General features: G+C 60.6%; 12 protein-coding genes. 8 read left to right on the forward strand and 4 right to left on the reverse strand.

The window, feature by feature from the left end; genetic code table 11:
• Nucleotides 1–65 precede the first annotated feature (65 nt).
• From H586_RS19695 to H586_RS0116990, 5 genes are all read left to right on the forward strand, one after another.
• Nucleotides 66–1121, forward strand: coding sequence for an aldose epimerase family protein (locus H586_RS19695; RefSeq protein ID WP_267878778.1), 1056 nt, complete (start codon nt 66–68; stop codon nt 1119–1121).
• A gap of 44 nt (nt 1122–1165) precedes the next feature.
• Nucleotides 1166–2266, forward strand: coding sequence for an ABC transporter ATP-binding protein (locus H586_RS0116975; RefSeq protein WP_027182617.1), 1101 nt, complete (start codon nt 1166–1168; stop codon nt 2264–2266).
• 155 nt (nt 2267–2421) lie between these two features.
• Nucleotides 2422–3693 (forward strand): ABC transporter substrate-binding protein, encoded by a 1272-nt coding sequence (locus tag H586_RS0116980; protein WP_011369324.1) that lies wholly within the window; start codon nt 2422–2424, stop codon nt 3691–3693.
• A 67-nt stretch (nt 3694–3760) separates the two neighbouring features.
• A complete protein-coding gene (locus H586_RS0116985; protein WP_011369325.1) occupies nt 3761–4879 on the forward strand; it encodes an ABC transporter permease subunit in 1119 nt (372 codons plus the stop codon).
• A complete protein-coding gene (locus H586_RS0116990; protein WP_011369326.1) occupies nt 4879–5703 on the forward strand; it encodes a carbohydrate ABC transporter permease in 825 nt (274 codons plus the stop codon). The genes H586_RS0116985 and H586_RS0116990 overlap by 1 nt, the downstream gene beginning before the upstream one ends.
• 339 nt (nt 5704–6042) lie before the next feature.
• Here the strand turns inward: H586_RS0116990 and H586_RS19700 are convergent, their stop codons facing one another.
• Entirely contained in the window at nt 6043–6423 is a 381-nt protein-coding gene (locus tag H586_RS19700) for a TraR/DksA family transcriptional regulator (RefSeq protein WP_049753918.1), read from the reverse strand.
• A 226-nt stretch (nt 6424–6649) separates the two neighbouring features.
• On the opposite strand from H586_RS19700, the gene H586_RS19705 reads away from it, so the two are divergent.
• The 3 genes from H586_RS19705 to H586_RS20920 all read left to right on the forward strand — a co-directional run bounded on the left by H586_RS19705 (nt 6650) and on the right by H586_RS20920 (nt 10211).
• Nucleotides 6650–8581: a lysophospholipid acyltransferase family protein gene (locus tag H586_RS19705; protein WP_034619672.1), complete on the forward strand. Its 1932-nt coding sequence runs from the start codon at nt 6650–6652 to the stop codon at nt 8579–8581.
• Nucleotides 8582–8849: 268 nt separating this feature from the next.
• Nucleotides 8850–9266, forward strand: coding sequence for a 2-thiouracil desulfurase family protein (locus H586_RS0117010; protein WP_011369329.1), 417 nt, complete (start codon nt 8850–8852; stop codon nt 9264–9266).
• Nucleotides 9267–10034: 768 nt separating this feature from the next.
• On the forward strand, nt 10035–10211 hold the full coding sequence (locus H586_RS20920) for a hypothetical protein (RefSeq protein WP_011369330.1): 177 nt from the start codon (nt 10035–10037) through the stop codon (nt 10209–10211).
• A gap of 418 nt (nt 10212–10629) precedes the next feature.
• Here H586_RS20920 and H586_RS20770 read toward each other — a convergent pair whose 3' ends face one another.
• Genes H586_RS20770 through H586_RS0117035 form a run of 3 tightly spaced genes read right to left on the reverse strand, consistent with a single transcriptional unit; the run spans nt 10630 to nt 11450 of the window.
• Nucleotides 10630–10785: a hypothetical protein gene (locus H586_RS20770; protein WP_011369331.1), complete on the reverse strand. Its 156-nt coding sequence runs from the start codon at nt 10783–10785 to the stop codon at nt 10630–10632.
• Nucleotides 10766–10978 carry a hypothetical protein gene (locus tag H586_RS0117030; RefSeq protein ID WP_011369332.1) on the reverse strand — a complete coding sequence of 71 codons (213 nt, stop codon included), beginning with the start codon at nt 10976–10978 and terminating at the stop codon, nt 10766–10768. Before H586_RS0117030 ends, H586_RS20770 begins: the two co-directional genes overlap by 20 nt.
• Before the next feature lie 25 nt (nt 10979–11003).
• A complete protein-coding gene (locus H586_RS0117035; protein WP_011369333.1) occupies nt 11004–11450 on the reverse strand; it encodes a flavodoxin in 447 nt (148 codons plus the stop codon).
• Between the last annotated feature and the right edge of the window lie 558 nt (nt 11451–12008).

Consider the following 12008-nt stretch of genomic DNA (forward strand, 5'->3'; position numbering starts at 1 on the left):
GCCGCGCCGCACGTCCCGCCCCTCAGCCAGACGGCCGGTCTCCTTCTGCGACACCCTCCCTGTTCATGCTGCGCAATACAAATGACATGACGGTTTGTATTACCGATTACGGAGCACGGCTCGTTTCCGTTCTCTGGCCGCAAAGTAAACCGCCTTGTTCCGGCAGTACCGGCGCACCGGATTCCCGGCGCGATGTCATAACGGGGTATGATTCACCATACATGTACATGGACGATCCGTATTACATGGGCGCAATTATCGGCAGGCTGGCCAACCGGACCTCCGGAGCATGTTTTTCACTGGACGGGCAGCGCCACTGCCTGAAAGCCAACGACGGTCCGCATCATCTGCACGGCGGCCCGCACGGTCTGCACAGCCGCATGTGGCAGGTGCAGGCAGGCGATTACGCCGAAAACGCAACAATCATATTGCGGTATGCCAGCCCGCACGGAGAACAGGGATACCCCGGCACCGTGCAGTTCACCGTCAGCTGCACGCTGACAGACAGCAACACGCTGCGTCTGACCATGCACGCGCAGGCCGACGTTCCCACGCCCGTCTCACTGACAGCGCATCCCTACTTCAACCTGAGCGGTCATCCGGCGGGCAGCCTGCACGGGCACCGGCTTACCGTTCACGCATCCCGTTATCTGCCCTGTTCCGCAGCACAGAAAACCGGCTACGGCATTCCTGCCGGTCACACCGCGCCTGTGGCAGGCACCGCGCTGGACTTCACAACGCCGCGCGACCTGACACAGGCCCTGCGGCAAACTCCGCAGGGCTTTGACCACTATGCCGTGCTGGACGCCGCAGCATCCGCAAGCGAACCGCAACACCCCGTGCTGCGCCATGCCGCCACGCTGCACCATGTGCCCACCGGCCGCAGCATGCAGGTACACACCGACCAGCCGGGACTGCAGATATATTCAGCCAATTTCATCGCCCCCCGCACACGGGGCAAGTACGGAACCTGCTACGGCCCTCAGACAGCTATCTGTCTGGAGCCTCACGGCTTTCCCGATGCGGTGAACAACGCACACTTTCCCTCATGCATCATCGGGCCGCAGGCACCGTACACCCAGACAACGGAGTACCGTTTTTTTACAGGACAGCAGGCGTAACAAACCCCGCCGTCCGCAAGCAGCAACAGGATCACGGAAACGCCATGGAAAAAGTTTCGCTCAACGGTATAAGCAAGCGCTTCGGCGACGTACGGGTCATTCACGATGTCAGCCTGTCCATCAGAGAAAATGAATTCATCGTGCTGGTGGGGCCTTCCGGCTGCGGAAAATCCACCATACTGCGCATGATAGCGGGGCTGGAGAGCGTGAGCGGCGGCGAAATACGCATAGGGGGCCGCGTAGTCAATGACGTGCCGCCCAAGGAACGCGATGTGGCCATGGTGTTTCAGAACTACGCCCTGTATCCGCACATGACCGTGGGAGAAAACATGGGGTTCAGTCTTAAAATGCAGAAACGCCCCGGAGCCGAAATCGAGTCGAAAGTGCAGGAGGCCGCAGCCGTTCTGGGGTTGACCGAATATCTGCACCGCAAACCCGCGGCTCTTTCCGGCGGGCAACGGCAGCGCGTGGCCATGGGCCGCGCCATTGTGCGCAAACCGCAGGTCTTTCTGTTCGACGAGCCTCTTTCAAATCTGGACGCCCAGCTGCGCACCCAGATGCGCATGGAACTGAAAAAACTGCACCTGAAGCTGAACACCACCACCATATACGTCACCCACGATCAGGTGGAGGCCATGACGCTGGCCGACCGCATTGTACTGCTGAAAGACGGACATATACAGCAGGTGGGGGCCCCTGTGGATGTCTTTGAACGTCCGGCCAATGTGTTCACCGGGCGTTTTATCGGCAACCCGCCCATGAACGTGCTGCAGGCGGTGCTGCATAAAGGCGCGGACGATGCAGGGCGCCATGTGGCCGCAGAGGGCCTGCGCATTGCAGTGGCAGACACGGTAGGCGCCGCGTTGCCCCACGGTACGCCGGTAACCGTGGGCATACGGCCCGATGCCGTCAAAACCGGCGACGCGCTTATGCATCTGCCGGAACACTGCCATATGGATGCGCGTGTGGAAGTGGCCGAAATTCTGGGCGGTCAGTCGCTGCTGGAAGTATCGGCGGCGGGTGTTCCGCTCATAGCGGAAGTGGCAGGCCGCGTGCTGGTGCGCCCCGGAGACTCCATACGCATAGGCGTTGACCCTGCACGGGTTCTGCTTTTTGACGCGCAGACCCAGAACGCCGTCGACTGAAACGCGGAAGAGCACGGCCCCCCTGACGGAAGCCGTGCAGACCATAGGCTCATGGCCGCGCACAGCGGCAAACGGGATTGCCGGACAACGTCTGCCGGCGCATTGCGGCTCAGGGCGCCACAACCGCCCGCACCGCACAACGCAGGAGGAAGGGTATGAACAGATTCCTGGCAAAAGCGGCCGTTGCGGCCGCCGCATTCTGCCTGATGATCACGGCGCCCGCCATGGCGGCGGCGCAGGACAAGCTTGGCGGAACTCTGGAAATTTTTTCGTGGTGGGCCGGTGACGAAGGCCCCGCGCTTGAGGCCATGATAAAGCTGTACAACAAGCAGCACCCCGGCGTCAGCGTGGAAAACGCCGCCGTCACGGGCGGATCGGGCATCAACGCCCGTGCAGTGCTTAAAACCCGTATGCTGGGCGGCAATCCTCCTGACAGCTTTCAGGTGCATGCAGGACAGGAACTCATCGGTACGTGGGTTGCCTCGGGCCGTATGGAAGACCTGACCTTTCTGTACAAACAGCAGGGCTGGATGGAAGCGTTTCCCGCCGACCTCATCAAGCTGATCGGCACGGAGAACGGCATATGGTCGGTACCGGTGACGGTTCACCGCTCCAACGTCATGTGGTTTGTACCCGCCAACCTGAAAAAATGGGGAATACAGGCTCCTGCCGACTGGAACGAGTTTCTGGAAATAGCCCCGCGGCTGCAGGAACAGGGCGTGGTGCCGCTTGCTCTGGCCACCAACTGGACTGCCAACCACCTCTGGGAATCCGTGGCGCTGGCCTCCATGGGGGCCGACCGGTGGGACGCCCTCTGGCGCGGCGAAATTCCGTGGACCGATCCTGAAGTGGTCAAAGCATGGGAGCTTTTCGGCAAGGTGCTGCAATACACCAATGACGACGCCACATCGCTTTCGTGGCAGCAGGCCACAGACATGGTTGTGGACGGCCGCGCCGCCTTCAACGTCATGGGCGACTGGGCTGCCGGCTACATGAACACCACGCTGGGCATGGCACCCGGTAAAGACTTCGGCTGGTCCGCATCGCCGGGCACCGGCGGCGTGTTCATGTTCCTTTCCGATTCGTTCGGCCTGCCCGTGGGCGCCGCAAACCGCGACAACAGCCTCGCGTGGCTGGCACTTGTGGGTTCGCGCAGCGGCAGCGACGCCTTCAACCCGCTCAAGGGTTCCATCTCGCCCCGGCTTGATACCGACCTGAACCTGTACAATGACTATTCAAAATCCGCCGCAGGCGACTGGGGCCGCGACCGCATCGTGGGCAGTCTGGCTCACGGAGTCACCGCCAACGAAGGCTTCATGAGCGATTTCGCATCCGTTATGGAGATGTACCTGAAAAACCGCAACGCCGGTCAGGCCGCCATGGCCTGCCACGCCATTGCCGTAAAAAACGGCATAGCCAGACGATAGCATACTGACCATTCACCGCGCCGGAGACCGGCAGGTCTCCGGCGCCACAGACGGGGTTTGCACAATAATGGCCGACTTATCACGGGACAGATGGAAAGCACTCATCACGCTCATGCCGTCCGTCGTGCTCATTGCGGTGTTCGTTTACGGGTTTATCGGCGACACCATTTATATTTCGCTGACGGACTGGGGAAGAGGCGCCGCGCTGGCACTTGATCCGCAGATCAATTACATCGGTTTTGAAAATTATACCGAACTGTTCACCGGTTTCATCGACGGCCGCTTCCGGCAGGACATGGTCAACGCCATGTTCTACTCGGTGCTGCTGCTGGCCGGGGCCATCGGTCTGGGGCTGTTCATCGCCGTGCTGCTGGACAGAAAACCCGCGGGCGAGGCCGTGCTGCGCACCATATTCCTGTATCCCATGGCGCTGTCTTTCATCGTCTCCGGCACCATCTGGCGCTGGCTGCTCGCCCCGCAGGGCGGGGTCAACGTGCTGCCGACCTATTTCGGATTCGACAGACTGCAGTTCACATGGCTTACCAGCAAGCAGACCGTGCTGCAGTTCAACTGGCAGAACCTGCTGCCGCTGCTTCTCTGTATCATGGCTGCGGTGCTCGTCCTGTCCGGGTTCGGCTGTCTGCGCAGCAGGCCGCGGCGTGCCGCATGGTTTATGGGCTGCGGCGCCCTGCTGGGCCTGTTTGTGGCCGTTGCGGGCAGCAGCCTGCCGCAGGCTCTGTTCATGGAAGAAACACACGGCTTCAATCTGGCCACGACGGGCATCATCATTGCCACCGTATGGCAGTATTCGGGTTACACCATGGCCCTGTATCTTGCGGGACTGCACGGCATATCGCAGGACCTCGCCGACGCCGCCCAGCTGGACGGTGCCTCACAGTTCGCCTACTACCGGCATGTGGCCATCCCCATGCTGCGCCCCATAACCATCAGCGCCATCATCATTCTGTCGCACATCTCGCTCAAGATGTTCGACCTCATCTTTGCCATGACCGGCCCGGACAACGGTGCCACAGGACATCCCGCGCTGCTCATGTATCTGACCACATTCAGGGCCAACGACTTTGCCAAGGGTGCTGCCATTGCCGTGGTGCTGTTTCTGCTGGCGGCCATGTTCATCATTCCGTACCTTGTCAGTTCGTACCGCCGCAAAAGGAGGGGCTACTGATGCACCGCACGTTTTCACCGGCGCGGGTGCTGCTGTATGCAGTGCTGTTTCTGCTGGCGGCCGTCTATATCACTCCGGCATACATGGCCCTTATCACCGCGCTCAAGCATCCGGCCGAAATCAGCCTGACCACCGCATGGGAACTTCCCGCCACGGCCAACTGGAGCAGCTTTGCCGAAGCCGCACGCAAGCTGGGCCCCAACTTCATGAACAGCATAATCCTGACCGTATGCGCCACCATCGGCTCCACGGTGCTCGGCTCGCTGAACGGCTATGTTTTTTCCAAATGGAAGTTCAAGGGCAGCGAAGTGGTTTTCACCCTGTTTCTGTTCGGCATGTTCATTCCGTACCAGATCATTCTCATTCCGCTTTTTCAGCTGCTGCGCGACATGAACCTGTACGGCGGCCTGCCGGGGCTGATTCTGGCACACGTTGTCTACGGTCTGCCCATCACCACGTTGATCTTCCGGAATTTTTACAGCCAGATACCGACAACGCTTGTGGAATCTGCCCAGCTGGACGGCGCGGGATTCTTTTCCATATACCGGCATATCATCTTTCCGCTGTCCATTCCGGGCTTTGTGGTGACCAGCCTGTGGCAGTGCACGCAGGTATGGAACGAATTCCTGTGGGGTATCTGCCTGACAAAGCACACCTCCGCCCCCATGACCGTGGGACTGGCACAGCTGGCAGGCGGACAGGCCGTCAGCTGGAACCTGCCCATGGCCGGTTCTGCCATTGCCGCACTGCCTGTGCTGATGATGTACATTCTGCTGGGCCGCTATTTCATCCGCGGACTGCTGGCGGGTTCCGTCAAAGAATAACGTCACCGGCATAAAAACAGACGGGCATTTCCGCCAAAGATGCCCGTCTGTTTTTATGCCGTGCAGAAACCCGCTGAAAATACGCCGCAGTGCGGCGGCATGCAGCAGACGACCTGCTGCCGGAAAAACACGCCGCGGTGCCGCCCGTGCAGCAGAGCCGCGCGACAGACCCGGAAAACAGGCCCGGAAGCGGGCCCGGAAACAGGTCCGGAAACAGGTCCGGAACAAAAGCACCACGCCGGTGCCCGTTACCCTGTGCAGGCCGCATAAAAGCCCCGCCCAGAGCACACCGCAGTGCACACACGCCATGCGGCGGTCGCTGTGCAACCGTATCCGCGCTTACGCGCAGACCGGATCGCGCAGCAGATACCTGCGGGCGGCCTCGGCCTCTCTGTCTTCCTGACAATGAATACAAAGCGTCGTGGTCGGATTGGCCTTCAGCCGGGCTTCGCCTATTTCGTCACCGCATTCTTCACACCGGCCGAAGCCACCCGTGGCAATACGGTGCAACGCCGATTCCACAGCCGCCAGCTGCCGAGCCAGCCGCCCGCGCAATGCCACATCCAGCGTCAGTTCCGCCAGCCGCGAAGCCTGCTCGTTTTCATCGGGGCAGGCAATAACCGCTGCCGCGGTTTCCGGCGCCAGTCCGCACTGCTGTTTAAGAAAAACCACCCTGTCGCGCAGGGAATCCGCAATGGTGCCAAGCTGCTGATCATTCATAACCATAACTCCGTTGGTTGCGGTTTTCCGATGCTTCAGGGTTATGCCCCGCATGCCGGCATGCTGCACGGCAGTCCGGTTACGCGCAGCAGACAATCATATGACACGCTCTGCCGGCGTGTTTCTTCACCAAACAGTCACCCCCAGTTCACCGTATCTCCACACCGCCGCCGTACTACAATGCAGCGACAATCATACTCCGGTACCAGCCGGAGGGAGGTAACCCATGCAGAGTACCCGCACCGGCAGCCCCGGCCGTCAGCCATCGTCAGCAGTCCAGCCGTCCGGTTTCATGCCGCCTGTGGCACGGGCCATTCCCGCGCCGCTGCGCACCCCGCTGATGCACGCCCTCAAGCTGCCTCAGCTGCTTTCCATGTACAGGCAGGTTTCCACCGGCGGCAGCGCCTGTGGCGAAGGTCTCAAACCGTCCGGCCGCACGGCGGACGTGCTGGCCCTGCTGGCCGCACGCACACACGATGCCGGAGAACTGAAAGCCCCGCATATATTTGCCCGTGACGCGCTGCAGCTGCTGGACATCACGCTGGATATCCGGCCGGAAACACAGGCAGGTCTTGAATCGCTGCCCCCCGACCAGCCGCTGGTGGTGGTATCCAACCATCCGTTCGGTGTATTAGAGGGACTGGCCCTGATGGCTGCACTGCTGCCGGTGCGGCCCGACACCCTTTTTCTGGCTAATTATCTGTTGCGCAGCATTCCGGAAATCCGCGAGCTCATTCTGCCGGTCAACCCCTTTTCCACACGGCAGGCCCGTCGCGAAAATATCAGCGGGCTGCGTGCGGCCGTGGGGCACCTGCGTCAGGGCGGCTGTCTGTGTGTCTTTCCCGCCGGAGAGGTGGCGCATCTGCAGCCACGCCGGCGAGCCATAACCGATCCGGTGTGGAACAGTAACGTTGCCGGTCTCATACGCCGCACCGGCGCCGCGGTGCTGCCCCTGCATTTCGAGGGGCGCAACAGCATGCTTTTCAACCTGATGGGCCTTGTGCATCCTTTTGCCCGTACCGCCATGCTGCCGGCTGAACTGCTGAAAAAGCGCTCTTCCACGGTAACGCTCAATGTGGGACGCATCATTCCGCCACAGATATTCCGCGACCTGCCCCGTGAAACCGACATCACCGCGTATCTGCGCGCCCGCAGCTACGCTCTTTCGCGCGGGCCGAAAGACCGGCAGACGGCAACAGCCGTTGCACGCCGCGCGGCCCCCGTGGCCGGGCCGTTTCCCGTGGCGCGGCTGCTGGCCGAGATTGCAGACCTGCCGCCTGAACAGCTGCTGCTGCGCGAAAACGGGTACCTTGTTTTTGAAGCCCGCGCATGGCAGGCACCGTGCTTTCTGCATGAAATAGGCAGACAGCGGGAACTTACCTTCCGCGAGGTGGGCGAAGGCAGCGGAGAAGCGCTGGACACGGACGTGTTTGACAACCGTTACGACCATATCATTCTGTGGCATGAAAACGACAGGCGGCTTGCCGGTGCCTACCGCATCGGGCAGACAGGGACAGTCCTTCCGGAATTCGGAGTGAAGGGACTCTATTCGTCCACGCTGTTCCGCTTCAGCCCGCGCTTTTTTGCACAGGATGACAATGCGCTGGAACTTGGACGGGCCTTTGTGACCGCACCCTATCAGCGTGACTATGCGCCGCTGATGCTGCTGTGGAAGGGCATAGCGCACTTTGTGCTGCGCCGCCCCGGCGTCCGGCGGCTGTTCGGCCCTGTCAGCATCAGTCTGGAATACAGCCGGTATTCACTGAGCGCCCTTACAGAGTTTCTGCGCCTGCACCATCAGGACAACACGCTGGCCGCCATGGTCAGCGGGCGCAAGCCTCCCCGTTATAAAATGGACAAACGTGCCCCCGACATGCTCAACATGCAGGGCATGCACTTCAACGGCTTGTGCAATCTGGTGAAAGATATCGAGGGCGGACGCACCGTGCCGGTTCTTTTCAAGCATTATCTCAAACTGGGCGGGCGGATAGGCGGCTTTCACGTGGATACGGCGTTCAGGACTCTTGATGCCTTTCTGTGCATTGATCTGGCCGATGCCCCGCCCGCCATGCTGCAGCGGTACATGGGCAAAGAACAGGCGGTGACCTTTCTGCGCCGCTGCCAGCACAGCGCCTGCCAGATAATTTCTGGCAGATAAGTTCTGGCAGGTAAGGTCTGGCAGGTAACGCCTCACAGGCCACATTTGACAGGTCCGGCGCTGGGGGCTTCCGCGCTTCGCCCCGCCGTGCCGGATACAAAGGCGTCCCGCCCCCCGCGGGCGGTTTACACCGCGGCAGATGCCCGCATCCGCCTCCTGCTGCCGGCATCACCGCCGGAGCCGCGGCGGCGCCTTGACAACACACCCCGTGCGGATACAGTCCGCACGGGGTCTTTCTGGTCTTGCCTGAACATAAAAGGAGACGACCATGCGTTACATTGTCAGTGCCTGTCTGGCCGGAGTATGCTGCCGCTACGATGCACAGGCAAAACCGCACCCGCAGGTGCTGGAGCTCATCCGTCAGGGCAGGGCCATACCCGTATGTCCCGAACAGCTGGGCGGCCTGCCCACACCGCGTGACGGCGCGGAACTTTGCCACGGCCGGGTGCTAACCCGCAACGGAACCGACGTCACTGCGCAGTTTGTACTGGGTGCGCAGCAAGCTCTGGAGCTTGCCCGTCTGTTCGGCGCCGGTGCGGCCATACTGCAGGCGCGCTCTCCTTCATGCGGAGTCACACAGGTTTACGACGGAACATTCAGCGGCAGGCTGGTGGCAGGTTCCGGCATTTTTGCGGCTCTGCTGCAGCGCAACGGCATACCCGTTACCGAAGATACCGCCCTGTGACCTGACTTGCACATCTGCACACATTTTCTGCACAACCATGTGCATCACGCTGCACATGCGGGCATATAAAAAAACGAACAGTTTTACAACATGCTGTTATAGCATGTTATTTTTGTTTGGCACGACATGTGCTTTAAGGAAAGCATTGGCAATGAGTTTCCTCTGAAACAGACGCATCCTGAACACCACCGGAGACCGTTACCGAACCACTTGCGGCATCCCCGCACACGGTTCTCCGGCACTTTTACCGGCAGTTTCCCTTCCGCCGGACAACCCCGATTCCGAGAGTGTGGCGCTCTGGAGGTTGCCCGGCCCGAAACATCGCCGATTACGGGGCGACAAGCCCAAGCGCTAACGGTCACGCTTTTTGACCGACTGAATATATCGGGGTCATGTACCCCGTGGCCGCCCGGCTTCCTCCTCCCCGTCGGCGGCCGCACTGCGAAAGATGGCGACGTGGCAAGGCCGCAAGGCCTTGCCCAGCTTACAACCCCGCTCATGCGGGATGACATAGACAACTTGCCATGAGGACACTCCTCCTCTGCTGCATACGCCGGTCGCGGCAACGCCCGAAGCCGTGACCAATGGCAGACGAACCCGTCAATACCTCCTTTGCTCTTCCCCCGGCCGCATTGTGCGGCCGGGGGCCTTCTTTGTACCCCGCACACGGGTATGGCTGTTGACAGCAGCCCTTACATTTACCTACCTTCCCGTGCACCGGGCACAACGTACAACCCTCATGCGGCCCTGCCGCACACAGGAAGCATCATGTCCAACTTTCTTGTACGCGGCATTCTTATAGGCGGCGCTCTGGGCGCATTCGGCGGTATGCTGGGATTGAGCGACAATCTGCCCCGCGCCGTTGCCATCGGCATGGTCGGCGGTTTTTTTGCCGGTCTCACGCTGGCCCGCAAGCACGCAAAAAAGCAGAACAACACTAAATAGCACTGCGCTTGGGGCGGTGCTGCGGACAGGGTATAAAAAAAGCAGCCCGGCGGGCCGCTTCAGGCGGTCCGTCAGCCGCGGTCTGTTTTACCCGCCGTCAGCCCCGTGCAAAGTTATGCCTGAGGTAATCGGCGGCCGTAATCGGCGGGCGTAATCGGCAGACGTGACCGGCAGACGGGCATGCCGTGTACGGGCAGAAACCAAAACACACATAGCCGCACACAAAAAGGGCGCCGGAGCGCCCTTACGGATACATGCCAGCCCGATACGGCGGCCTGCTGCCCTGCAACTGCGCAACGCAGCTTTCGGCTGTGTGCCGGCTACAGGGCGGTTCAGATATTTTCCGGCTGCCGGAACGGCGCAACACGGCAGACCCTGCCGCAGAATACGCCGCATGGCGCCTTTTCATCTGCTGCCGCTAACCGGCAAGAGTGCCCAGCAGCATTTCCAGCAGCAGAACAGTGACAAGGCACAGCATCACATCACGCACTTCCGAGCCTTTGCGGAACATTCCCTTTTTTCTGCCGACGGGTGCCTGCAGTTTCCGGGGGGAATTACCGGCCTGCGGCACCACGGGCATCTCCTGCGGAAGAACCGGCAGCGGCGCCGGACGGGGCGGCACCTTCGGAAAGAACTCCGGCCGCATGCTCCTGTTCGGCCATGGCGCGGGCAAGATGGCCGGAATCATCGGTCAGAACGCCGCGCAGAACGCTCCGCAAAAAGCCTTTTGCGGTTCCCCGGGAATGAATGCTCAACTTGGGCTGCATGATGCCTCCTGTGCTGTGGTATCTGTTACAGGGCTGCGCCGACGGCCGACGCCCAGTCTGCTATCTCGCTGCGGCACGAACCGGGATCGCCGTCAATCTTCAGTGAATCGCAGATAATGCGCGCGCCGTTTTCCTTTGCACGTTCTTCAATGGCGTCCACCGCGCCGCAGAACCACTGATAACTGGAATCGCCGCACCCGAAGCAGCCCACCTTGACGCCACTCAGGCCGGCCTTGTCCAGTTCATCATACAGGTCGATGAAATCGTCCTGCAGTTCAATCTCCTCGTCACCCCATGTGGAGCAGCCGAAGAGCACAGCGTCGTAGCCCTCGCACAGACCTTCCGCCTCGACTGCGGTAACATCGTTTACCACGGCATCATGGCCTGCATTTTTCAGTTCGGTGCCCACAATCTCGGCTGTGGTCTGGGTGTTTCCGGTTGTGGAACCGTAAACGATAAGCACTTTAGCCATCTCGCAAACCTCGTGTGACAGTTTGTACGCCCCCGCCAATCGGGGGCATGCTACAGTGGCTGTGCACAACGGCGGAACAGATGAACAAAGGTGCCGGCCGCGCGCGCAGGACATGACGGGCTGATTGCTGTGCCACGGAGCCTGTCAGTTCGGGCGCCCTGCGCGCCGCCGGTCTGGTAAGGAGCATGCGTTTCATTTCGGTATGCGTGTCGTTCCTTTCTCGGTTGCCCCTCTTGTATGTGAAAATGAAATTCATTGTCAATTCTATTCTCAAAAAAATATTGCCGGGGCCCGTCACAATTTGCATCGCAACCGCGATATGTTATGGTTGCCGCAGTATATTACCCTTTAAAGGAGTGTTTTTTTTCTTGTGAAGACAGAAAGATCATGGCAAGTAACGCGCGTTGCATTTTGCAGCGGCGCGTACACGCGTCAGATCATCGCAAGGGAGCGGCGGGACTATGCAAACCCTCCACCACTGCAGCAGCGCCCCTTCTTATCATGCGCTGCACCGCGTACACTACGCGGGCGATGCCCGAACGCCGGGCTGCGGTTTAA

This window comes from Oleidesulfovibrio alaskensis DSM 16109 (genome assembly GCF_000482745.1).
Lineage (GTDB): Bacteria > Desulfobacterota > Desulfovibrionia > Desulfovibrionales > Desulfovibrionaceae > Oleidesulfovibrio > Oleidesulfovibrio alaskensis.

What these genes read in the sequence shown, in the direction of transcription:
- H586_RS19695 (WP_267878778.1), top strand. Translation starts at nt 66, where the DNA reads ATGCTGCGCAATACAAATGACATGACGGTTTGTATTACCGATTACGGA.
- H586_RS0116975 (WP_027182617.1), top strand. Translation starts at nt 1,166, where the DNA reads ATGGAAAAAGTTTCGCTCAACGGTATAAGCAAGCGCTTCGGCGACGTA.
- H586_RS0116980 (WP_011369324.1), top strand. Translation starts at nt 2,422, where the DNA reads ATGAACAGATTCCTGGCAAAAGCGGCCGTTGCGGCCGCCGCATTCTGC.
- H586_RS0116985 (WP_011369325.1), top strand. Translation starts at nt 3,761, where the DNA reads ATGGCCGACTTATCACGGGACAGATGGAAAGCACTCATCACGCTCATG.
- H586_RS0116990 (WP_011369326.1), top strand. Translation starts at nt 4,879, where the DNA reads ATGCACCGCACGTTTTCACCGGCGCGGGTGCTGCTGTATGCAGTGCTG.
- H586_RS19700 (WP_049753918.1), bottom strand. Translation starts at nt 6,423, where the DNA reads ATGAATGATCAGCAGCTTGGCACCATTGCGGATTCCCTGCGCGACAGG.
- H586_RS19705 (WP_034619672.1), top strand. Translation starts at nt 6,650, where the DNA reads ATGCAGAGTACCCGCACCGGCAGCCCCGGCCGTCAGCCATCGTCAGCA.
- H586_RS0117010 (WP_011369329.1), top strand. Translation starts at nt 8,850, where the DNA reads ATGCGTTACATTGTCAGTGCCTGTCTGGCCGGAGTATGCTGCCGCTAC.
- H586_RS20920 (WP_011369330.1), top strand. Translation starts at nt 10,035, where the DNA reads ATGTCCAACTTTCTTGTACGCGGCATTCTTATAGGCGGCGCTCTGGGC.
- H586_RS0117030 (WP_011369332.1), bottom strand. Translation starts at nt 10,978, where the DNA reads ATGCAGCCCAAGTTGAGCATTCATTCCCGGGGAACCGCAAAAGGCTTT.
- H586_RS0117035 (WP_011369333.1), bottom strand. Translation starts at nt 11,450, where the DNA reads ATGGCTAAAGTGCTTATCGTTTACGGTTCCACAACCGGAAACACCCAG.